This is a genomic window from Rhodoferax sp. P1_F3 (assembly GCF_056405715.1).
Map to the genome: position 1 here is coordinate 151,010 of NZ_JBFUBO010000007.1, position 21,850 is coordinate 172,859.

The 21,850-nt window shown below is 56.5% G+C and carries 21 protein-coding genes, 1 tRNA gene and 1 pseudogene; 7 read left to right on the forward strand and 16 right to left on the reverse strand.

What is annotated here, in order from left to right:
- Positions 1 to 42 precede the first annotated feature (42 nt).
- The 12 genes from AC1DZ5_RS13390 to epsA are packed head-to-tail and all read right to left on the reverse strand — an operon-like array spanning position 43 to position 12,760.
- Complete coding sequence (locus AC1DZ5_RS13390; protein ID WP_477889801.1) at positions 43 to 1,245, reverse strand: Coenzyme F420 hydrogenase/dehydrogenase, beta subunit C-terminal domain; 1,203 nt, start codon at positions 1,243 to 1,245, stop codon at positions 43 to 45.
- On the reverse strand, positions 1,238 to 2,398 hold the full coding sequence (locus AC1DZ5_RS13395) for a polysaccharide pyruvyl transferase family protein (protein WP_477889803.1): 1,161 nt from the start codon (positions 2,396 to 2,398) through the stop codon (positions 1,238 to 1,240). The genes AC1DZ5_RS13390 and AC1DZ5_RS13395 overlap by 8 nt, the downstream gene beginning before the upstream one ends.
- Complete coding sequence (locus tag AC1DZ5_RS13400; protein ID WP_477889805.1) at positions 2,399 to 3,691, reverse strand: oligosaccharide flippase family protein; 1,293 nt, start codon at positions 3,689 to 3,691, stop codon at positions 2,399 to 2,401. It abuts the gene before it with no gap.
- Between the two features lie 38 nt (positions 3,692 to 3,729).
- Entirely contained in the window at positions 3,730 to 4,413 is a 684-nt protein-coding gene (gene epsI / locus AC1DZ5_RS13405; RefSeq protein ID WP_477889807.1) for an exosortase-associated protein EpsI, B-type, read from the reverse strand.
- Positions 4,414 to 4,419: 6 nt separating this feature from the next.
- Positions 4,420 to 5,313 carry an exosortase B gene (gene xrtB, locus AC1DZ5_RS13410; protein WP_477889809.1) on the reverse strand — a complete coding sequence of 298 codons (894 nt, stop codon included), beginning with the start codon at positions 5,311 to 5,313 and terminating at the stop codon, positions 4,420 to 4,422.
- The gene (gene epsG, locus AC1DZ5_RS13415) at positions 5,310 to 6,158 is read right to left on the reverse strand and encodes a chain length determinant protein tyrosine kinase EpsG (protein ID WP_477889811.1); all 849 of its coding nucleotides are present in this window, start codon (positions 6,156 to 6,158) and stop codon (positions 5,310 to 5,312) included. The genes xrtB and epsG overlap by 4 nt, the downstream gene beginning before the upstream one ends.
- Positions 6,155 to 7,531 (reverse strand): chain length determinant protein EpsF, encoded by a 1,377-nt coding sequence (gene epsF, locus AC1DZ5_RS13420; protein ID WP_477889813.1) that lies wholly within the window; start codon positions 7,529 to 7,531, stop codon positions 6,155 to 6,157. The genes epsG and epsF overlap by 4 nt, the downstream gene beginning before the upstream one ends.
- Before the next feature lie 16 nt (positions 7,532 to 7,547).
- Positions 7,548 to 8,354 (reverse strand): polysaccharide export protein EpsE, encoded by an 807-nt coding sequence (epsE, locus tag AC1DZ5_RS13425; RefSeq protein WP_477889815.1) that lies wholly within the window; start codon positions 8,352 to 8,354, stop codon positions 7,548 to 7,550.
- 30 nt (positions 8,355 to 8,384) lie between these two features.
- Positions 8,385 to 9,332 (reverse strand): EpsD family peptidyl-prolyl cis-trans isomerase, encoded by a 948-nt coding sequence (locus tag AC1DZ5_RS13430; RefSeq protein ID WP_477889817.1) that lies wholly within the window; start codon positions 9,330 to 9,332, stop codon positions 8,385 to 8,387.
- Positions 9,333 to 9,344: 12 nt separating this feature from the next.
- Positions 9,345 to 10,547, reverse strand: coding sequence for an XrtB/PEP-CTERM-associated polysaccharide biosynthesis outer membrane protein EpsL (gene epsL, locus AC1DZ5_RS13435; protein ID WP_477889819.1), 1,203 nt, complete (start codon positions 10,545 to 10,547; stop codon positions 9,345 to 9,347).
- Positions 10,548 to 10,551: 4 nt separating this feature from the next.
- Positions 10,552 to 11,973 (reverse strand): undecaprenyl-phosphate glucose phosphotransferase, encoded by a 1,422-nt coding sequence (locus tag AC1DZ5_RS13440; RefSeq protein WP_477889821.1) that lies wholly within the window; start codon positions 11,971 to 11,973, stop codon positions 10,552 to 10,554.
- The gene (gene epsA, locus AC1DZ5_RS13445; protein ID WP_477889823.1) at positions 11,966 to 12,760 is read right to left on the reverse strand and encodes an XrtB/PEP-CTERM-associated transcriptional regulator EpsA; all 795 of its coding nucleotides are present in this window, start codon (positions 12,758 to 12,760) and stop codon (positions 11,966 to 11,968) included. Before epsA ends, AC1DZ5_RS13440 begins: the two co-directional genes overlap by 8 nt.
- Positions 12,761 to 13,152: 392 nt before the next feature.
- On the opposite strand from epsA, the gene AC1DZ5_RS13450 reads away from it, so the two are divergent.
- The 3 genes and pseudogenes from AC1DZ5_RS13450 to AC1DZ5_RS13460 form a co-directional block, all read left to right on the forward strand.
- On the forward strand, positions 13,153 to 14,244 hold the full coding sequence (locus AC1DZ5_RS13450; RefSeq protein WP_477889971.1) for a nucleotidyltransferase family protein: 1,092 nt from the start codon (positions 13,153 to 13,155) through the stop codon (positions 14,242 to 14,244).
- Positions 14,245 to 14,276: 32 nt separating this feature from the next.
- Positions 14,277 to 15,716, forward strand: coding sequence for a mannose-1-phosphate guanylyltransferase/mannose-6-phosphate isomerase (locus AC1DZ5_RS13455; RefSeq protein ID WP_477889825.1), 1,440 nt, complete (start codon positions 14,277 to 14,279; stop codon positions 15,714 to 15,716).
- 166 nt (positions 15,717 to 15,882) lie between these two features.
- Positions 15,883 to 16,362: pseudogene (locus AC1DZ5_RS13460) on the forward strand (FxDxF family PEP-CTERM protein); the annotation flags it as partial.
- 78 nt (positions 16,363 to 16,440) lie between these two features.
- Here the strand turns inward: AC1DZ5_RS13460 and AC1DZ5_RS13465 are convergent.
- Positions 16,441 to 16,517 (reverse strand) — tRNA-Pro (locus AC1DZ5_RS13465).
- Positions 16,518 to 16,543: 26 nt separating this feature from the next.
- On the reverse strand, positions 16,544 to 17,473 hold the full coding sequence (locus tag AC1DZ5_RS13470; RefSeq protein WP_477889973.1) for a polyprenyl synthetase family protein: 930 nt from the start codon (positions 17,471 to 17,473) through the stop codon (positions 16,544 to 16,546).
- 205 nt (positions 17,474 to 17,678) lie between these two features.
- Between AC1DZ5_RS13470 and rplU the strand changes: the two genes are divergently transcribed.
- The 4 genes from rplU (at position 17,679) to proB (ending at position 20,616) form a co-directional block, all read left to right on the forward strand.
- Positions 17,679 to 17,990, forward strand: coding sequence for a 50S ribosomal protein L21 (rplU, locus tag AC1DZ5_RS13475; protein WP_310339810.1), 312 nt, complete (start codon positions 17,679 to 17,681; stop codon positions 17,988 to 17,990).
- 12 nt (positions 17,991 to 18,002) lie between these two features.
- Positions 18,003 to 18,260 carry a 50S ribosomal protein L27 gene (rpmA, locus tag AC1DZ5_RS13480; RefSeq protein ID WP_310339809.1) on the forward strand — a complete coding sequence of 86 codons (258 nt, stop codon included), beginning with the start codon at positions 18,003 to 18,005 and terminating at the stop codon, positions 18,258 to 18,260.
- 72 nt (positions 18,261 to 18,332) lie between these two features.
- On the forward strand, positions 18,333 to 19,424 hold the full coding sequence (cgtA, locus tag AC1DZ5_RS13485) for an Obg family GTPase CgtA (RefSeq protein ID WP_477889828.1): 1,092 nt from the start codon (positions 18,333 to 18,335) through the stop codon (positions 19,422 to 19,424).
- A gap of 55 nt (positions 19,425 to 19,479) precedes the next feature.
- Positions 19,480 to 20,616: a glutamate 5-kinase gene (proB, locus tag AC1DZ5_RS13490; RefSeq protein ID WP_477889830.1), complete on the forward strand. Its 1,137-nt coding sequence runs from the start codon at positions 19,480 to 19,482 to the stop codon at positions 20,614 to 20,616.
- Positions 20,617 to 20,623: 7 nt separating this feature from the next.
- On the opposite strand, the gene AC1DZ5_RS13495 is transcribed toward proB, so the two are convergent.
- Together AC1DZ5_RS13495 and AC1DZ5_RS13500 are read right to left on the reverse strand one after the other, a co-directional pair.
- Positions 20,624 to 21,151 carry a CNP1-like family protein gene (locus AC1DZ5_RS13495; protein ID WP_477889832.1) on the reverse strand — a complete coding sequence of 176 codons (528 nt, stop codon included), beginning with the start codon at positions 21,149 to 21,151 and terminating at the stop codon, positions 20,624 to 20,626.
- Complete coding sequence (locus AC1DZ5_RS13500) at positions 21,144 to 21,770, reverse strand: RNA pyrophosphohydrolase (protein WP_477889834.1); 627 nt, start codon at positions 21,768 to 21,770, stop codon at positions 21,144 to 21,146. Before AC1DZ5_RS13500 ends, AC1DZ5_RS13495 begins: the two co-directional genes overlap by 8 nt.
- Positions 21,771 to 21,850 lie beyond the last annotated feature (80 nt).

The window sequence follows — 21,850 nt, forward strand, 5'->3', positions numbered from 1 at the left end:
ATATTGGGCGACTAGTGCTTCTTTGCTCTTTGGATCTTGGCTTCATGCAATTAAACGGCGCAGTGTGCCTCTGAAGCTGCTAATGTTTTCACGCAGGCTGAGCTGTGTTGCCAGGCGAAAGAGTGGAAAGTGGGCATAGCGCGGCGCAGGGCGGCGTGTAAACCACAGTGCGGCGATGCGGGAAAGCACCAGCCGCTTGCGGTTCAGCTGGTAGGGCTGCATCTTGGCAATTTCCTCCACTGCCAGTGGTTCGGTTGCAATGGCATTGGCTGCTTTGGCGCTTTGCACCAATGCTTCTCCTTTGCCGGTGCGCGACAGCACCAAGCTGCGCCCTTCGCGTTCGGCAAAGTCTGGGTAGCCGTCTTTGCCGTACCAGGCGTCTGCGCCCACCACGTCGGCAAACTCGCCTGTGCCATCTGGGCAGATCTTGCAGCGGAACTGCAGGTGGCGATTGAGCACCGTCCCCCACGACGTGGAATAGTCCGTCTCAAAGCGTTGGTTGTCATGGGTGACGGCGGTCGTTTTGCCAGGCCAGCCATCGCCACGGTAGGCAAATGACTTGACCTGCTCTGGTGGCACACCAAATTTGTCCAGAATGGCCAGAGTACCTTTTCGGCTTGGGATGCCTGCGCACATGAACGACAGCATGAAGGGCACTTTGTCGCTGATGTCTGGGTTCAGCTTCTCATAGCGGCGCAGGGCTGCAACATCACAAGGCTTGCCAACGAAAGCAAAGCGTCCGGGTAATGCCAATAGCTCGGCCAGCTTGGCCAGCGGTGCAGATGGTGCGTAGCGTGAACCGGCGCCTGCCAGCACGTCTTCGCGCGTGCGGCTGATGGAGAGTTCGTTGCCCAGAGGGTCGTCGCTGGCCGCTTTCACATGGGCCACAAAGTCGACCTGCTTGCTTGCCAGCAGATGAATGAGCAAGCCAGAGAGCACGCCGCCCGATGAACCTTCGTGGCGGGTAGCGGGGTCAACTGCATGGCCGGTGCGCACCTCTACCAGGGGGCCCCAATGGGGGTGGTAGTTGGTTTGTTCGGCGTCATGCTGGATGAGGGCGCCGGGGCAGGTATCAAATAGCTTGGCGTTTTCTTCTGCTGTCAGCGGGGTGTGTGCCACTGGGCGCAGGTAGCCGTCTTCACGCAATGCGATCTTCACTTTGCCGGGGAACATGGAGCCGCACAGGCCGCAGCCCGTGCACAGGCCGCTAGCCGTGATCCATTCAATGCTTTTAGGTTCAGCCATTGAGGCCTTTCAGCACGTCGGCCAAGTAGTTTTCATATTTAGCCAGCTTGGTTTTGGCCATCTGATTGCCAGCGTCTACTTCGGCCTTGAGCGCATGGCGGTTGTCGAAAGATGTTTGCACTTTAGTAAGGGCCTGTTCCAGGCTGTCTTTTTTGCAATCACCAAAGTGGTGATAGTTCAACGATTCAAACAGACCATTGAACTTGCGGCTATAGGCCAGTGGCACTACAGGCACGCCGCCGGAGAACGCGCCAATGCATGCGTGCATGCGTGCGCCTACAAAGAAGTCCATGCCCGATATATAGGATTTGGCTTCGCTGGGGGAGGTGAAGCGCTTGGCGACTTGCACAGAGGGATAGCGCTTTTGCAGTTCCAAAGAGATTTGGTAGTCGTCTTCCACGGGCATGGACTCTGGCACTACGTGGGACACCAGATGTACTTCACAGTCTGCTTTGGCGGTGAACCAGTCCAGCATGGCGTGGGTGAGTGCTGCGTAGTCCAGGCTTAGGCCAAACTGGTTGTTGCGGGTGTAGCCACCGTGGTACAGCAGGCCCGAGACATTGATGCCGACGCGAGTCTTCCCATCTGCCACAGGAGTTTGCTTGTCAAAGGGCAGGGCGAAGGCGACGTCGATGACCTCATCCGCATTTTTGATGCCGTTGGCCTGCAGGTATTCCATGGACAGGTGGTCACGCGCAAACACACGCTTGCTGCGGCGCATGATGAACTTGGCCCCTGCACGGGTGGCCGCCCCATTGAAGGGGCCAATGGTTTGTGGGCTCAGAATCAGTGGAATGCCTGACAGCCATGTGGCGTACTTGGTGCCCACCAAGATGAAGTAGCGTTCCAGGCCATAGATGTCAGTGAAGCTGTCGCCTTCGCCAATGTCCAGCACCACATCGCATTCGCGAATTTGTTTGAAAAACGGAGACTTCCAGGGGGCGATGAAATTGCGCTCCAACCCGAGGACACTGACAACGCCCGGGGTGATGCCGTAATTTTCTACGCCAATAGTGCCAAAGACCTTGAACTGCACTTGCTTGCCAGTGCGGGCGGCGGCTTTTTCAATGATGGCGATCTGAGAAAGCGTAAGCGCACCAACGCCTAAGTTGCTGGAGCTGAGGGAGTGCCAGAGTAGTCCGATGGTTAACATTTAAATTCCAGATATCAAGAAAAGTGCGATGCCAAGCACAGCTGCAAAGGCTGCGCCGTTGAGCTTGTTGATGCCTAGTGGAAAGCCCCGGTTGGCCAGGTTTAGTGCATAAACCACATAGAGGCACGCGATGGCGATGATGGACGCATAGAGCATGCCCGGTAGCTCATAGCGCGGTAGCAAAAAGTAAGCAGAAGTGAACAGCGCTATAAGCGCTGCAGTGATTGCTGCGACCCGTGTGGACTGAAGCCCTACAGCGCTGAGCGTTACACCGTGGCTGGCGGCGACGTAGCGAAAAAGCAGCAACACCCCAAACCAGGGCAGCAGTTTGCTGAGGTCCTGGAACTTGTTGCCATAGAGCGTATGCGTGATGAGATTGGCACCAAAGCCAAATACCAGCAGCGATGCCGTGCCGAGCAGAAGCATCTGAATGAAGAGGCGGTTTGCAAGGTGTTTGAGGGCTGGGGCATCGTTGATCTTGCTTGCCATGGGCGGCAAGTAGACGTTGCTCAATACCTGTGCAAATGTGTTGGCACCTTGCATAAGCCTCAGGCCAGCCTGGTATATGCCCACCGCAGCTGGCCCTAGAAAGTGATGAACTATGAGGGTGTCCGCTTGCGATTGGAAGTTGGTAAAACCAGCCTCTGCTGCAAATGGCAGCCCGGCACGCAGGTTGTGCAGGCCTTCGCGCAGGCGGTGGCTGCGGATGAGTTCGGCCGCGGGCGCGATGCGCCTGTAGGTGCGAAGCGTCAGTATCAGGAAGAGGATGCGCGAAGCCAGGAAACCCAGGGCAACGGCCGTGATGCCGTAGTCCAGTGCAAGAAGCGCAAGCACTGCGCCAAAGTGCACAAAGTTGACCCAAGCGGCAATGACCGTTTCTTCCTGGTATTGGCCCAGGCCCCGAAAAACACAGGTGTACGTTTCGGCAAACGAGCTTGCGATGCAAGTGGCCAACAAGATCCAGAACACCCCAATGGGTTGCGACGCGGCCCATGGTGTAAATGACGCGATCGCAAAAACAAGTACTACGCCGGCAGACAAGAGCAACTTTGCAGCGAGCACCCCCGACATGATGTGGCGAGTCTTGTTTTTGTCGTAGCCTATGTCGCGCATGAGCTGTTGCCCAAAGCCGTAATCAATGATCAGCCCCACCAGCGAAGTCACTGTGAACAGGTACATGAACGAGCCAAAACGCTCAGGGCCCCACATACGGGCCATGACAATAAAGATCACAACACCGGTGAGCAACCGCAGTGCCGTGGATAGCGCCATGAAAATGGTGTGTCGTAGCAAAGGATGCCTCGCAGTTGGATAGTCCTAGCCAGCGAGGGCTAGGACTTGGCATCGCCCAGCAGATACGCCTTGGTATCAGCGGGGACGGAATTCAGCAGGTCGTCGATGAATTGCTTTTGGGTGGCGTAGGCTTTGTCGTTATCGGCGGAGATGCTGGACACGCGGAACAAGATGCCGTCTGCGACCACACCGCCAAGCCCGTAACCGAGGCGTGCAAAACCCTGCTCCAGGTTGCCGCGCACAACTTTCTCGCCAATGCGAACCCAATAGGTGATGGGTTCGTTGCGCTGGCCCAGCTTGGCGACCACATGCATTGCGGGAACACTCCCGACGCTGGTGGCAATATTGGTTTTCTCCGTGCCCAGGATTTGAAAGCCCTGTGCCGAATAACAGACTTCGGGTCTGTGGATTTGTAGATCGCGTGATTGGTTGGCACCATAGGCTAGCGACAGCATGATGGTGGCGCCACTGGTGTTCACATAGACCCGGGACAGGGTCTCGGAATAGATCTCATCCAAGATGGCAGTTTGCTGCGGATTGACAATTTGCCTGCCGGACTGGGGCAGTTCTTTCCAGTCGCCAAATGCTGTGGGTATGAGATCTGCAAGAGTTACCTTGGCCCGTTGGTCCGACATAAGTGTTTGCGGCGTCAGGGCCCATGCTGCCACTGCGGTACCGAGCATGCAGAGCGCCAAAACCCAGGATTTTGATTGATTCAACATGCGCGGTTACCTCAGGCTCAGCGACGCTGTTTTACGCGCTTTGATAGTTTCGAGGGCTTGCAGTGCGTTGTCGAACCCGATGATCAGTAGTAGTGCGGTTAAAAACAAAACCATACCTGCAAAGCCATGCAAAAAGCCCTGGCCCGCAGCATCACCGAAGTGGTACGTAATGAGGCTCAGCGCCATCACGCGAATGACGTTGGCGGTGAAAGAGATGGGTACGATCAGTGCGGCCAGCCCTACGTTTCTAAACAAAGAGTCGCGCCGAACGATGTTGAGGTACAGCAGCCCCAGAGCCTCCAGCGTGAGCAGCGTGTGCAGGCCGGCACAAGCATCGGCCACCAACAGCATGTACTGGCCAATTTGCAAAATGACGCCGTTGCGGCCAATCGGATAGCCAGCCCAAAAGAGCACATGCTCTGCCACGTATGACACGGCCATTTTCATAGGCATGGTGACCACATCCACGATCACACCCGGTAGCGGTACCATGAAGAACATGAAGAACAAGGCAAACCACTGGGCCTTTAGTGCTTTGGGGCCTAGGGTGAGGAGTGCAATGCCCACCAGTAGCCAGATGACGGAGCCAACCTCCAGCAGCAAGATGTCTTGCGAGCGGCCCAGCGCATAGAAGAACAAACCTAAGACAAAGAAGGGCCAGCCCCAGGCAGAGGGCCCGTAGCCTTGGTTGGCCGCAAGCATGCTGGACCAATTGCGATAGATGAGCCAGCAGGAGATGCCCAGCACGATGGGGCCGTGCATCTGCTCGTCTTTTGCCCAAATACCAGTGAATAGGTCGTGAAGGCTGGGCAGGTACAACGCGGCAAGCCCGAGTATTACGGGCAGCCATGTCAGCAGCTGCACCTGGAGGGTGGTTCTTCCTCGGTCCACGGAGTTCATGCGTCGTTCAGTACCGAGCCCACCAAAGCGACTCCACTGTCTTGAAGGCGGCGAGACAGTTGAGTAGCCTGTGGCAGCAAGCTCGTGTTTCTGCGGGCAACCAGGAGCGCAGCGCCGGCACGCGCCGCCGCAATTTCTGCATCGGCATATTCGGTGCCAGCAGGTGTGTCAATGATGATCACATCAAACTGTTGGCTGGCAATGCGGAGCAGATCGCCAAATGCGGGGCGCCCCAGCAGCTCTTGGGGATTGGGCGGTATGGCGCCAGCCGGCAGCACGGCCAAGCCGGGCAAACCGGGAATGAGTTGCGCGACTTCCAGGCCTGCGCGGTTTGCCAAAATTCCAGACAGGCCGGCGCTTTTGCCCAGCTTGAACAATGCGTGCTGTGCACGATCAGGTTTGGCGCGCATGTCTGCATCTATGAGCAGAGTACGTTCACCTTGCTGGGCAAACACAATGGCGAGGTTGGCCGCGATAAAGCTGCGGCCTTCGCCACTGCCGGGGCTGACCACGGCCAATACTTTGTGGGCGGGGTCGGTGTTGAACCAGCGCAGCATGAGTTGGCTGCGCACCGCACGCAAGTTCTCACCGACGCGGCTGAATGGCTTGTAGGCGGCTACCAGCTCGTGGCTAACGGTGTCGTCTTGGTCGTTCAGGTAGGAATAGTCAAACTGCTTGCTCAGAGCAAAGTCGATATCGTCCTTGGTAAGCACTTTCAGGGCCAATGCGGCGTCACCAAACTGCACTTGGTCTTTGCGCTGGCGCTCCACAATGCGTGCAGCATCGTCATGGCTCAGGCGGCCAGTGGCCACCAAAATGTCGCCGATGGTTCTAACCTGATTCATGCGCGTACTCCAATGGCCGTGCGTTTAAACATGCCGGATGCTGAGCTAATGGCACCCAAGACGGGCAACTCCAGCGCTTCGACCAGGTCTTCTGTCGAGCGCACGCGGCGGTTCATCAGCTCCAGAACCAACGCCAACCCAACCCCCAGCAACCCTCCGAGGAATATGGAGACAAGGGTGTTGAGAAAAATCTTGGGTTTGGACGGGTCGGGTGGTGCAATGGCAGGGTTCAGCACTGCGATGTTGGTTTGGTTGGTCTGGCTTTCAATATTGGTTTGCGACGCGCGCTGACTCACAATTTCAAATGCACGCTGAGCGGATTCAATATCACGGCGCAGGACATTCAGTTCGTCACGCTGTTTGTTGAGTATCAATACACGTGCTTTTTGATTTGCAAGCGCACCTTGCAACTGGGTTTCGCGCTGTTTGCCGACTTGGTAGGCGGTTTCGATCGAGGTTGTGATCTTGCGTGTTTCTGCATCCAGTTGCGCTTTCAACGTCGCAAGTTCGGATTCGGCGCGCTGAATTTGAGGATGGTTGGCACCGAGGTTCCCTTTGCTTTCTGCCAGTTTGGCCTCGGCGCGGGCGATGTCTGCTTTAAGGCCATTGATGAGAGGGCTTTGCATGACTTCTGCCACGGTATCGGCCTTGCCACTTTGGCGCTTGCTCTGGCTGTCAGTGGTCTGGCCTTGCACGCCTGTCAGTTGGCTGCTGGTTTCGTTGAGTTTTGCAGTCTCAAAGTCCATGCGTTCGTCGGTGGATGTGATGCCGTTTTTCTGCTGGTAGTCAGACAAAGCTTGTTGGGCTTTTTCCAGTTTGTCGCGCGCGGTTTTGGTCTGCTCATCAAAAAATGTGGCGAACTGACGGGCTGGCGCAACGCGCAAATCGAGATTTACATCCATATACGCTTGGGCAAAGGCATTGGCTACCGTCGCAGCAAATTCGGGGTCTGCGCCGGTGTAGTTGATGCTGATGACGTTGCTTTCACGCGAGGGTTTGACGTCAAGGCTTTTTTGCAGCAGGTTGGCAAGCCAGTCACGCAGCTGGCCTTTGCCCAAGGTCGCTTCTTGCCACTGCGCTTGAATAGCCGGGCTTTTCTCCATGCCCAATCCCTTGACCACAGCTTGTGCAACGCGATCGCTGTTGATGATGTCCACCTGGGTGGCCATGTAGCCAGGAGCCATCATGCCCTGCAGCATGAGCCCGCTAACCGGGTCAGGTGATTTCACGTCCACAACGACTGCGGCGCTGGCGGTGTATTGCTTTGGCAGCAATAGACTGATACCCACGGTGGTGAATACGGTGACTGCAAAGGCAAGTAGCGCCATGCGATAGCGGGCCCGCAGAATAAGTAGAAATTGTTGAAGTGTCATGGTGTGGTGCCCGAAATCAGAAGATGCTTTCCTTGACGTAAATAACGTCATTGGGGAGCACGGGGTCGGTCAATTGAGGTTCAATTTGTTGAATACCGCCGTTGGGCAATTTGCGGTGCAGGCGCAGACGCTTTTCTGATCCGCGGGCGCTGGGGCCACCACCCTGGGCAAGGGCTTGCATGACTGTCATGTCGCGTTCAATGCGATAGGAGCCGGGGCGTTGTGCTTCGCCATAAATATAGAAAACCGGCGCTCGGTGGACGTAGATAGTGTCTCCACCTTGGAGGATTAGGTTGTCTTGCAGCTTTTCCGAGAGAAAGATGGACGGGATGTCGATTTCTTTGCGGAAGAGTTTTCCGTCTCGCACGCCCGTTACGATAGCAATGTCATCACCACCCGGTGTTGCGCCACCGGCGCTTGCCAACATGTCGCTCAAGCGGGTATTGACGGTCTCTAACGGAAAGCGTCCTGGACGCGCCACCTGGCCCAGCACCGATACCTGGTTGCCGCGGATCTGAATGAGGGCAATGTTGACTTGGGGTTTTTGGATGAATCCCCCACGTTGCAAGGCATCTGCAATTTTCTTTTCAGCCGCTGCTACCGACAAGCCGCCCAGTTCCACAGCCCCGATCAGTGGGTAAGTAATGCTGCCACTTTCCGACACGCGGGTTTCTATGGTGAGGTCTGGATTTTGAAAAACCTGCACGCGGATGGTGTCACCGGCCCCCAGGGGGTAGTCAGATTTGTCTTGGGCCAATGAGACAAAACTACTCAGCGCCAACAACGCAGCGAGCAAGAATTGGGGAAGGCGAAATGTTTTCATGGTGGCAATCTGTGCGAGCGGTGTGGGGGGTTATTTGAGACCAGCCACACCTTTTTCGATGGTGGTTTTGTTCGCAGCTTCTGGTGTCACAGATGGCTCAGTTGGTGCCTGTGCCGCAGGAGCTGGGGCGGCATTGGCAAATTCGCCCGTGTAAGTGATCTTGGTGCTGGAGCGCAATTGCTTGATGTTGGCCGCAACGGCTTCGCCGGCACGCTGGTTCATCAGGAATTGTTCGATACGTGGCAGAGCCGCCTCTTGAGCCACGGGAGATGATTGCGACGACACCACGCGCAGCAGCGTGATGGTCTGGGGTGTCTCAATCAGAGTGCTTTGGCCATCTTTAAGGGCGTGGATGCGTGGCAGGATTTCGAGTGGAATCTGCTCCGCAGCGCGGGTTGCAGCGCCGCCGCCAAACTGGATATTTTTGGATTTAAGCAGGGCTGCTGCGTCTTCAATAGGTTTGCCGGCAGCTGCCAGTGGACGTAACTGGTCCGCCACACCGGCAGAGGTGGGAACCACAATTTCCTGCACGTTGTAGACCCGGCGTTCGCTGAACAGTTGTGGGTGGTCGACGTAATATTTTTTGATCTCATCGGCGGATGGTTTGGGCGTAGCCGCGCTAATTTGCTGAATATAGGCACGGGCCAAAATGTCACGGCGTGCGGCTTCTATCTGGGCGACTACTTCTGGGGAACGGTGTAGTTTGTTCTCGGTTGCTTGGTCTACGGCCAATTGCTGGTCGATCAGTTTTTCCAAAATGTCTCGCCCCATGGCTTGCACGGTCTCTGGGGTTGCACCGTTCATATTGGTACGGCTGAGCACCTGGTTGATTTGGTGCACGGAGATTTCTTCTGAACCGACCTTGGCGGCGACTTGGGTGGCCACTTTCTTATCGTCCTTGTTGCCGCAAGCGGCCAAGCCGAGAGCAATAGATGCCGCCAGGACGGCGGTGGCGAAGCGTTGAGAGGAAATGTTCATGGTGTAGTGCACTTAAAAATTGACTTGGGCAGTTAAAAACAGCAGCGTGCTTTCAAAATCGAGCCCGGCTTGGTTGGAGCCACGGGTGCTGTTTTGCAAGCCTGCATTCAGGGAAACTTGTTGGTAGGGGTGCCAGTTAACAGACACGCTGGTGTCACGGGTGACGTCATGTCGTTGGCTGCTTGCCGCGGCGGTGGGACTACCCTGATAGTCGCGTTGGGCCCATTCGTGGCGCAGGCGCAAAGCCGCTTTGGGACTAAATTGCCAAACGGGCCCTATAAATAATTTGTCGGTTTGGCTGTAATTGGTGTTGCTGGTGGCGTAGGCGTCTAGCAAATGGCTGAATCCGACCGACAGCAATGATTTGCCGCTGATGCCCCAGTCCAGGTTGGCCCCCGTGTTGAAGCCGTTGTAGTCACGCTCTCCATAGGTGGGGTGTGTGCGATTAATGTGGGTGATATACACCTCTGCGTTGCTGCTACCGTTCAGGTTCCAGCGCAGACGCAAGTCATTGTCCAGCTGTTTGAATTGGTCGTCATACGCGCCCGTGTTGGGAACGACCCGGTTCAGATAGCTGCCGCTACCCAAACGTGCTAGGTAAGTCAGGCTGCTGCCCGAAGCAAACGCATAGCGCAGACCTGCGTCTGCTGATGTATTGGTGTAGTCGCCGCCAGCCAGTAATGCTTGCTGGTTAGCTTGGCGGGTGGTGCTGGCGCCCACAATCAGACGCCATGGGCCGTCCAATTCGTAAGCAGCGTCCACGCGAGTGGTCGTATCCACGCGCTGATTGCGCACGTTGTAGCCTTGGTAGTCACTGAAGCTGTTCAGTGTTTCTTTGCGGTCTGTAGTGAAGTTGCCGGTAAGCCGCGGTGTCACTGCCCAATGCCAGGCCGCCGCATAGTTGCTGGCAGTGAAGCTGAGGTAGTTGAAGTTTTGGTATTTGTAGTCCACCAAAGTCAAATCCAGCTCAAACTTTTGCAGGCTTTGCTGCGTGTTAAAGCCCAGCCCCAAGGTGGTGATGCCAATTTGTTCTGCCGCGCTGCTTTTGCCAATGAGGGCTTGCGTGTTCGCGTTGCTCGGCAAGCGAAATAAGTTGCTATCGGTCTGAACGGTGTAGCTCGCATTGAACACCAAGGGCTTTTCCTGGGCGTGTACGGATACCGCATTGCACAGGAGCAACGCAATAGACCAAAGAAGAGGAGCAGTTTGTCGCATGCGCTCAGTACGCTTGCTGGTCTTTGACCACAAGGCGCACGGTTTTGAGGATGATGTGAATGTCCAGCCGCAGTGACCAGTTGCGCAGGTAGTCCAGGTCGTAGTCAATACGGCCCTGCATTTTGTCTAGCGTTTCGGTTTCACCGCGATAGCCGTTGACCTGAGCCCAGCCGGTAATCCCCGGCTTGACTTTGTGGCGGACCATGTAGCCTTTGATGAGCTTGCGGTAGAGCTCATTGTGGGCCACGGCGTGGGGGCGAGGCCCCACGATGCTCATTCGGCCTTGCAGCACATTGATGAATTGCGGAAGTTCGTCCAGCGAGGTCTTGCGCAGAAAAGCCCCTAAGGGAGTTATGCGTGAATCATTCTTGGTTGCTTGCTGTACGGCCGCACCATCTTCGGTGACCGTCATGGACCGAAATTTGTAGACCAGAATTTCTTCACCGTCCAGCCCGTAGCGTCGCTGCTTGAAGATGATGGGGCCAGGCGAGCCTAATTTGACTGCCATGGCAATGGCAATGAGCACAGGCGTGATCAATAGCAAAATCAACGCGGAGAACACCACGTCGCTCATGCGTTTCACCGCACCGTCAAACCCCCTGAAAGGCGTTTCACACACGGATATGACGGGCATGCCGCATACGGCACTAGGGTGGCCCTGGATCAGGTCAGTGACGAACATGTCGGGCACAAAGTAAATCGATGCGGTGGTGTCTTTCAGTTCGTCCAAGATATGCAAGATCCGCGGCTGGGATGCCATGGGCAGCGACAGGTAGATGACTTGAATACGGTTTTGCTGGGCGATGCCGGCTAGTTGATCAATCTTGCCCAACAAGGCATGGGGTGCGTTGGGATGAAGCCGGTCGGTGCCGCGGCTGTCCACAAAGCCTGCAAATTCGATGCGTGAATAGGGGGAGTCTTTGAGTTTGTTCGCCAGGGCCAGCCCTTGTTCGTTCATTCCCACGATCAAGGCACGTTGTTTGGGCCCCTGAAGTTTCAGCACCCACGGTGCGGCAGCACGCAAAGTGAGGCAGGCTAGCAATTCAGCCGAAGGCGCGACCCATAGCCATGCGGTTAGCGCATTCAGGGAAAACTCTTTGATGTAGCCGGTGGCGTAGCCGGTAATGCCCAGCAAGCCTGCAATCCAAATCCAATTGATGGAAATGTCCAGCAACACGGTGCCCATGGGGGTTTGCAGCCGTGATTCACCGGGGAAGGTCAATGCGAAGGTGAGGACGGCCAGCAACAGGTAGGCCGGGGGCAAGCTGCCCTCAAAGTAATAGGCCACCACCCACAAAGAAGCCACCAAAGCGCCCGGGCAGACCGCCGACTCAAATAGGCTCAGCAGGTTGTCCTTCCCTAGCGTGGGGTGGTCTGAGCCGCGGTTGAGGGCGGCGGCAGATAGCGTAACGTGAGCCTTAGACATGGTTGACCCATGCACGGAATTTGCCCACCGCTTGGGCGCGGTTGGAGACGTCGAGTTTTTTGAAAACACGTTGCATGTGGTTTTTGACCGTGAAGGCGCTGATCTCCAGGATGCTGCCTATCTCGGGGTTGGTTTTGCCCAGAGCCACCCATTTAAGGATTTCGGCTTCCCGGTCGGTGAGTTCGTGCTCCACCGTTAGCGGCGTATCTTTGCCGTTGTTGTGGGACTGCAGTTGCGCCTGGTGGGGCAGGTGCTCCACTTGGCGCAGAGCTGTATCAATGTAGGGCAGCACCATGGACATGGCTCCGCGCTCTATATCCGTAAAGAGGTCTTTGACGCTGAACGCAACGTAGAGACAATCGTGACTCCCTCGCTCATCCCGAATGCCGTGCACCGTGGCGGAGCGCATTTTTTGCAACGCACCGCCCAAAGCACTTTTCAGGCCAGAGTCGTTTAGCAGGAATCCGCTTTCGCCAGCATTTAGGCTGAAAGGTTTGTTCCCGAATTCAGCCCAACGATTGAACAGCGTCATTAGGAGTGGCGTGATGGCAGGGGCATGCGACACGTGGGAGCGCACGCCGGCCATAGCGGAAATGATGTCGTGCTGCACGGCACCACTCGAAAAATCGCCCCAAGCCGCCACCAAGATGTCGTGGGGCAGGTAGCGCTGCATATCGCCTTGCAGCCAGATGAGCACGTCAAAGTGGCTGCGCACCTCCACCGAATGGGTCACAACCCGGTGATAGTGGTGAAGATCCTCGGTAGAGAGCGAGGGAAGGAACAGCATGGGTGGGGTACGCAAGTATTAGGGTTAACGCGAATATCGAGACAAGTGCGCGATGATAAGTAGGCCTTGGTCATGTGCCCATCCCCCAAACGGGTGAATTTGTGCCAATTGGTACGAAGCGACAGTCAAATGTGAACTAATGCACATTTGTCGAAAGTATTGGATGCCGAGTTCTCATCTGTTTCACCTTGGTAACAGACTCTGGGCAAGGGCTATTGCATGTGGAATTGAGGCATGGTGAGATGGCATTTCTGTGACAGCCATTGGCTTTGTTTTTGCATGCTGGTTACATATCTGTGATGGGCTGTAGTCCATATGGACTAGGGGGTAACCAGTACACTTTTAGTACTGTCAAAACCGAAAAAGACAAAAGGGAAAAAATGGCAAAAGGAATGATTTTGGCCGCAGGTCAGGGGACCCGTGTGCGTCCCCTGACGCGCGACTTGCCTAAGCCCATGGTGCCGATCCTGGGCAAGCCGGTTATGGAGTACTTAATCGAGCACCTTGCGCGCCACGGCGTCAAGGAAATCATGGTCAACGTGGCGTATCACCACCAGCGTATTGAAGAGTACTTTGGGGATGGGCAGCGCTGGGGGGTGGAAATCGGCTACTCCTACGAAGGGGTACGGGAGCATGGCGACATCCTTCCCCGTCCCTTGGGTTCTGCCGGGGGCATGCGACATATTCAGGATTTCAGCGGCTTTTTTGACGACACCACACTGGTGCTGTGTGGCGATGCGTTGATTGACTTGGACATCACCGCAGCTTTGGCCGAACACAAGGCGAAAGGTGCATTGGCCAGTGTCGTGGCGCTGGAGGTGCCTTTGGAAGAAGTGCCCTCTTATGGCATGGTGGTAGCAGATGCCGACGGACGTATTCAGTCCTTCCAGGAAAAGCCCAAGCCTGAAGAGGCCAAATCTACCCTGGCTAGCACTGGCATTTACATCTTTGAACCGGCGGTATTGGACAAAGTCCCGGTGGGCAAGGTGTACGACATTGGTTCACAACTGTTTCCTCAGTTGGCAGATGAAAAGCTGCCATTTTTTGTGCAAAACCGCCCTTTCAATTGGCTCGATATTGGTCGAGTCAGTGACTACTGGTCGGTGTTGCAGCGGGTGTTGCAAGGTGAAATCGACTACATGCGTATGCCCGGTAAGGAAGTGAAGCCGGGTGTGTGGGTGGGTTTGAATACACAAATCCCTTGGGACCAAGTGAAGATTGAAGGGCCGGTGTATATCGGCTCCAGTGTGAAGATTGAGCCCGGAGCGACCATTATTGGTCCTGCGTGGATTGGCCACGGGAGTGTGGTTCGCGCCGGTGCGCGCATTACGCGCGGGGTGTTATTTGAATACACGCGCATCCCCGCTGATATGCACTTTTTCGAAATGATTGTGTCGCGCCATTACTGCGTCAACCGCCATGGTGAGACGCTATACCGCGGGGATGACACGGCCCGCCTGCGCTGGGGCGATGCCCGCGCCTGACACGCCAAGATTTAACTATTGAAGGAAATGCTATGTTGATTCAGCCGGTCGTGTTGTCAGGTGGATCCGGAACCCGCTTGTGGCCCCTGTCCCGCGAAAAGTATCCCAAGCAATTGCTGCCCTTGATCGGCGACGATTCTTTGCTGCAAGCGACGGTACGTCGTGTAGAGGGCATTGCGGGCGTTGAATTGGCTGCACCCCTGGTGGTGTGCAACGAGGAATACCGCTTCGTGATCGCCGAGCAGCTCCGCGTGATGGGCAAGCCTGGCACTGTGGTGTTGGAGCCACTGGGGCGAAATACGGCTCCAGCCCTCACCATCGCTGCGCGAGCAGCTATGAAAAACGGAGCAGACCCCGTGCTGCTGGTCATGCCGGCAGACCATGTAATCGTGAATACCCAAGCCTTTCAGGACGTTGTGCGAAAAGGTGCTGCCCTGGCCAATGATGGCGCGGTAGTGACCTTCGGCATTACGCCGGACGCGCCCGAGACCGGTTATGGCTATATCCAGTCGGGTGAAAGCTTTGGCAGCGATGGTGCAAAGCGCATTGCCCGCTTCGTGGAAAAACCCAACTTGCAGACCGCGCAGGCATACCTAGACGAGGGAAGCTATTCCTGGAACAGCGGGTTGTTCATGATGCGCGCCTCGGTGTGGTTGTCGGCCTTACAGGCCTGCCGGCCTGACATCGCGGCCGCCTGCGAAGCCGCCTGGGCGCAGGGCAGTTCGGATGGGGAGTTTGTGCGCGTGGGCAAGGATGCATTCAGCCAATGCCCCAGCGATTCGATCGACTACGCGGTGATGGAGCGGATTGCTGCCGGCCAAAACACCAGCTTGCCTGTGGGGGTCGTGATTCCACTGTCGGCAGGGTGGTCGGACGTGGGGGCTTGGGAGGCGTTATGGAACGTATTGCCCAAAGATGCTGAGGGCAATGTGGCGCAGGGCGACGTGTTGATGCAGGACAGCCGCAATACCCTAGCTTTGTCCGAGGGGCGTTTGATCGCCTGTGTGGGCGTGGACGACTTGATCGTGGTGGAGACCGCTGATGCGATTTTGGTCGCTCACAAGAACAAGACGCAGGACGTGAAGAAGATTGTGGACCGCCTGAAACAGGCTGGTCGCACTGAGGGGCAGATCCATCGCAAGGTGTTCCGGCCTTGGGGTTGGTACGACAGCGTGGACTCAGGTGAGCGCTTCCAAGTCAAACGCATCGTGGTCAAACCCGGTGCGGCCTTGTCGCTGCAGATGCACCACCACCGGGCGGAGCACTGGATTGTGGTGAGCGGTACTGCCAAGGTGACACAGGGTGAAAAAACCTTCCTACTATCCGAAAACGAATCGACCTATATCCCGTTAGGTACGACGCACCGCCTGCAGAACCCCGGCAAAGTGGAGCTGGAGATGATTGAGGTCCAGTCGGGCAGCTATTTGGGTGAGGACGATATCGTGCGATTTGAGGACGTCTACGGGCGTTAAGTGTGCAGTAAGTCACGCCGCTAGTCCGATCAGGCTATAGACGATCAGTGGAGATACAAAGAAACTTGCCCCAACTCGTAGTCATCCCATCTTGGGTATGCGCCGGGTTCACATACTCAAAAGGGAAAATATGATTTTGAAAAAAACACTGATCGCTGGCCTCGTCGCCGCGGCCATGTCTGCTGGTGTGGCACAAGCCACCACCGTCAGCGCTGGAACGCTTGGAAGCTACACCGGCACTTTCTCGCACACTGTTGGTTCGTTTGAAGACACGATCAACTTCGACGTTACCAGCCCTTCTGTTTTGAGCGGCGCTGCCAACAACCTTGTACTCTCGTTTTTTAACGTGAGCATTTACGACATTGCTGGCTTGACCGTGAATGTTTGGAACAACAGCCATCCGAACGGCACTGTGAATTTCGGTTCGTTCGCTGGCAACAACAGCAGCTACACGTTCAATTTGCCTACCGCCGGCAGCTACCACGTTGACATTACCGGTACTGCAACCGGTGCTAGCGGTGGTTTGTATGGCATTACTTTGAGCGCTGCGCCCGTGCCAGAACCTGAAACCTACGCCATGCTGTTGGCTGGTTTGGGCCTGATGGGCGGTATTGCTCGTCGCCGTAAGCAAGCTACTGCGGCGTAATTTCACGCGCTTAGCAAAAAGGCTTGTCGCAAGACAAGCCTTTTTTCATGGGGAATCGGAATGAAACCATATTGAGAATGGTCGGGGTGAGAGGATTCGAACCTCCGGCCTCTACGTCCCGAACGTAGCGCTCTACCAGGCTAAGCTACACCCCGTGGTGTGGGCTCCAGGAACCCGAAAATCAGTGATTTCGCTCTAGCAATTGGGTCGCTAATTGTAGCAAGCAGTCCGTATGCGACGAGACGGGCAGCCGCTGTGCAGCGGAGATGGCGCGCTGTGCTTCGGAGTGGGCCGCGTCGCGTGCCACGTCCAGGGCGCCCGTCTTTTTGACGATCGCGATCACTTCGTCAAGCATGCTCAGTTCGCCGGTTTCAATCGCTGTTTGGATGGTCAGGCGTTCAGCAGCCGTACCGCGCTGCATGGCCGCAATCAGTGGGAGTGTGGTTTTGCCTTCGCGCAGATCGTCGCCCAGGTTCTTGCCCATGACGGCGGCGTCCCCGGTGTAGTCCAGTACGTCGTCGATTACTTGGAACGCGGTGCCCAGGGCTTGACCGAATTCCGCACAGGCCTCTTCCTGAGCTGCGCTGGCTCCCGACAAAATGGCGCCTACGCGGGCGCTGGCTTCGAACAGCTTGGCGGTCTTGGAGCGAATGACCTGCAGGTAGCCCGCTTCGTCCAGTGCGGCGTTGTGCATGTTCATCAACTGCAGTACCTCGCCTTCGGCAATCACATTGGTGGCGTCTGCCAGCACCTGCATGATGCGCATGCTCTGGGCTTCGACCATCATCTGGAATGCGCGCGAATATAAAAAATCACCCACCAGTACGCTGGCGGGATTACCAAATTTGGCGTTGGCGGTGGCATGGCCGCGGCGTAGTGCGGAGTCGTCTACGACGTCATCGTGCAAAAGGGTGGCGGTGTGAATGAATTCCACCACTGCGGCCAGGTTGTAACGCTGCTCACCCTGGTAGCCCAAGGCGCCGCAGCAGAGCAGCAGCAGAGCAGGGCGCAGGCGCTTGCCACCGGCAGAAATGATGTACTGAGAAACGCTGCCGACAAGAGGCACACCAGAGTCCAACCTCTGGGCAATGACCCTGTCCACATGACGCATGTCCTGTTCGACGATGGAGAGCCCCGTCGATGAGCCGGGAGTTGTGACTTGCAAGGCAATGACCGGTTTGTTATCCCGTCATTATAGGAAGGCCACCACCGTGGTTTGGGCCGCCCAAGCACGGGGTTGGACAAATTTGCCAAAATGGTATACTCCAAGGCTCTGTAAAAATTCTTTTGCAGAATTCCTAGTCGAAGAGGTCAACATGTACGCGGTCATAAAAACCGGCGGTAAGCAATATCGAGTTGCTGCCGGCGAAAAAATTAAAGTAGAACAGATTGCTGCGGACGTAGGCCAAGAGATTGTGTTTGATCAGGTTCTGGCGGTCGGAAACGGCGCTGAATTGAAGGTTGGCACACCCTTGGTGTCCGGTGCGACCGTTACGGTCACAGTAATTTCTCATGGCAAGCACGACAAAGTGCGCATTTTCAAAATGCGTCGTCGTAAGCACTACCAGAAACGTCAAGGGCATCGCCAGCAGTTCACCGAACTGCAAATCGGCGCGATTTCCGCATAAGGGGCACAGGTCATGGCACAGAAAAAAGGCGGCGGCTCTACGCGAAACGGGCGCGATTCCAAGCCCAAGATGCTCGGTGTGAAGGCCTTCGGCGGTGAGTTGATCAGCGCTGGTTCCATCATCGTGCGCCAACGTGGAACCAAGTTCCACCCCGGCAACAACGTCGGTATCGGCGTGGATCACACCCTGTTTGCACTGGTAGACGGCCACGTGTCGTTCGCCGTCAAGGGCGCGCTGAACAAGCACACAGTGAGCGTGACTGCAGCGTAATCTGCCCATGCTCCCCCGAGAAACCCTGCGCCCTTTGCGCGGGGTTTTTCATTTCTAACCTCGGTACATGCCATGAAGTTTGTTGACGAAGCCTACATTGATATCTCCGCGGGAGATGGTGGCGCTGGCTGCGTCTCTTTCCGTCATGAGAAGTACAAGGAATTCGGTGGCCCCAATGGCGGGGACGGTGGCCGCGGTGGCCACGTCTACGCAGTGGCGGACATCAACCTCAACACCTTAGTGGACTACCGCTTTGCGCGCCGCTACGACGCCAAGCGTGGCGAGCACGGCATGGGCTCAGACATGTTTGGGGCTGCGGGTGACGACATCACGCTCAAGATGCCCGTTGGCACCATCATTACGGATGCCGAAACCGGCGAAGTGCTGTTTGAACTGCTGACCCCGGGCGAAGTAATCACCATCGCCAAGGGCGGTGACGGTGGTTTTGGCAATATGCGGTTCAAGAGTGCGATCAACCGGGCGCCACGTCAGAAAACCCCGGGTTGGCCCGGCGAAAAACGCAATCTCAAGCTTGAACTCAAAGTTTTGGCGGATGTGGGCCTGTTGGGCATGCCCAATGCGGGCAAGTCCACCTTTATTTCTGCCGTCTCCAACGCGCGCCCCCGCATTGCCGACTATCCGTTTACCACCTTGCATCCCAACCTGGGTGTGGTGCGCGTGGGGCCGGAACAGAGCTTTGTGGTCGCCGACTTGCCCGGTCTGATTGAAGGCGCCGCCGAAGGGGCGGGTCTGGGCCACCAGTTTTTACGCCATTTGCAGCGCACCCGTTTGCTGTTGCACGTGGTGGACATGGCTCCGTTTGACGAAGGCGTGGATACGGTGGCGCAGGCTAAGGCCATCGTCAACGAACTCAAGAAGTACGACGAAAACCTGTACAAAAAGCCGCGTTGGCTGGTGTTGAACAAGCTCGACATGGTGCCCGGCGACGAACGGCCAGCGTTGATCAAGGACTTTGTCAAACGCTATAAGTTCAAGGGCCCTGTGTTTGAAATCTCTGCTTTGACGCGCGAGGGCTGCGAGCCGCTGATCAAAGAAATCTACAAGCACGTCAAAGCCCAGCAATTGGCCGAACAACCGCATGTAGAAGTGGATCCCCGGTTCACCGCGGGCTCGGTAGATTCGTCCGACGCACCTGCTTCTTAAAATACTATCAATTTTGTAGCTGCTCGCGCAGTGAATTCAAGGGCTGCAGGCCAAAATGATCCAAAAGTTCAGTTCTCCTGTGCTGCGTGATGCGCGGCGTGTGGTGGTCAAGGTGGGCTCCAGCTTGGTGACCAACGAAGGCCGTGGGCTGGATGAGCAGGCGATTGGAGAGTGGTGCCGGCAACTGGCGTACTTGATCCGCGATGGGCGTGAAGTCATCATGGTGTCCAGTGGCGCGATTGCCGAAGGTATGAAGCGCCTAGGCTGGGCGAATCGCCCCAAAGCCATCCATGAGCTGCAAGCGGCCGCTGCGGTCGGCCAAATGGGCCTGGCCCAGATGTACGAGACCAAGTTGCGCGCCAATGGGCTGGGCAGCGCCCAGGTGCTGCTGACCCATGCCGACCTGGCGGATCGTGAGCGTTACCTCAATGCCCGCTCCACCCTGCTGACCTTGTTGAAGCTGGGCGTGGTGCCGGTGATCAACGAAAACGACACGGTGGTCAATGACGAAATCAAATTTGGCGACAACGACACCTTGGGCGCCTTGGTGGCCAACCTGGTGGAAGCTGATGCGCTGGTGATTCTGACGGACCAGAAAGGTTTGTACACTGCCGATCCGCGCAAAGACCCTGCGGCCGAATTTGTGCATGAGGCCAAAGCTGGAGATGCCACACTGGAGATGATGGCTGGTGGTGCAGGCTCGAGCATTGGCCGGGGCGGCATGTTGACCAAAATCTTGGCCGCCAAGCGGGCTGCGGGCTCGGGCGCGTCTACCGTGATTGCTTGGGGCCGCGAGACCGATGCGTTGATTCGCCTGACGCAGGGTGATGCCATTGGCACCTTGCTGATTGCCCAAACCAAAAAAAGCCAGGCTCGCAAACAGTGGATGGCGGACCATTTGCAGCTGCGCGGCGCGGTGGTGGTGGACGCGGGGGCGGCCATCAAAGTGCGCGATGAGGGCAAGAGCCTGCTGCCGATTGGCATGCTCCAAGTCGACGGTGATTTCTCGCGCGGTGACGTGATAGCGGTGCGCGACGATGCCGGACAGGAGATCGCGCGTGGCTTGGCCAACTATTCCAGTTCAGAGGCCCGGTTGCTTTGCCGCAAGGCTTCTTCAGAGTTTGAGCGTCTGCTTGGCTATGCGGCAGAGCCGGAAATGCTGCACCGGGACAACCTAGTGCTGACGCGCTGAGGCTTGCTCAGTTGTAAAAGACTTGGTTGCTCTGACCTGGTTTTATGCCGGTTTGCAGTGCTTTGATGATTTCTGATTTGCTGTTGGCCACTCTGGCCTGGCATGCTGCTTGCCGGGCGAACGCGTAGGCATGTTTGGACGGAAGGTTGTCATTGACCGGCTTCCATACGGGCTCAGATACCAGAGACCATTCCCCGCTAGATCCTGCGCGGGCGTAAGTTTTCACTTCGTCGCTCACACAACGAATGCCTTCGTATAGGGCATTCGTTGTTCCTGTGCGATTGGTCATGACGGCTACATAACGCACGATGCCATCGTTGCCAACCAAAATGGTGGAAGGATCTATGGACACCTTTACGGAAACGTAGTGAGGCATTTCCAATGCCAGTACTTTGGTGGTGGAATACGCAGGTGGTGGAGGCTCTTTCTCCTCTACCCAGTCCGGGTTGTCCAGCGTATTTTGTGCACTGGCGACGCCAGCGAGCCAGTACAGCGCTAGTGCAAGGCCTTTTTTGGTGATGAAGCCCTTAGTCATGGTGCGTTGGCAGGTTGGTGCCAGGGTCAGGTTCAAAGGATGCGCCAGGGGGTAATTCCATGGTTGGTGGTGCCTGGTGTTCGGGGGCGGATTCATCCATCTCCCGCGACCGGTGGCCGTGGCGTAAAAAGCGGTTGCGCGGTTCGTGGCGCGGCAGGTAGCGCGCCAATTCGGTCAGCGCCATTTCATAGACGCCGCGTTTGAATTCAACGACTGCATCCAACGGCACCCAGTAGTCGTTCCAGCGCCAAGCGTCGAACTCTGGATGGTCGGTGGCGCGCAGGTTCAAATCCCAGTCGTGCCCCACCAGTTGGAGCAAAAACCAGATCTGTTTTTGGCCTTTGTAGTGACCACGTGCGTCACGTCGGATGTACCGGTCTGGCACCTCGTAGCGCAACCAGTCTCGGGTACGGGCAACGATGCTCACGTGCTCCGGCTGGAGCCCCACTTCCTCGTGCAATTCGCGGAACATGGCCTGCTCGGGAGTTTCGCCCCGGTCAATGCCGCCCTGCGGAAACTGCCACGAATGGGTACGTATGCGCTTGCCCCAAAATACCTGATTTTTCTGGTTGAGCAGGACGATGCCGACATTGGGCCGAAATCCGTCCCGGTCAAGCATAATCAAACCCCAATTTTTAAACTTCGTTCATTATGCACAGCGAATGCAGTGCATCAAGCGCAGAACGCCTCCGTCGTCAG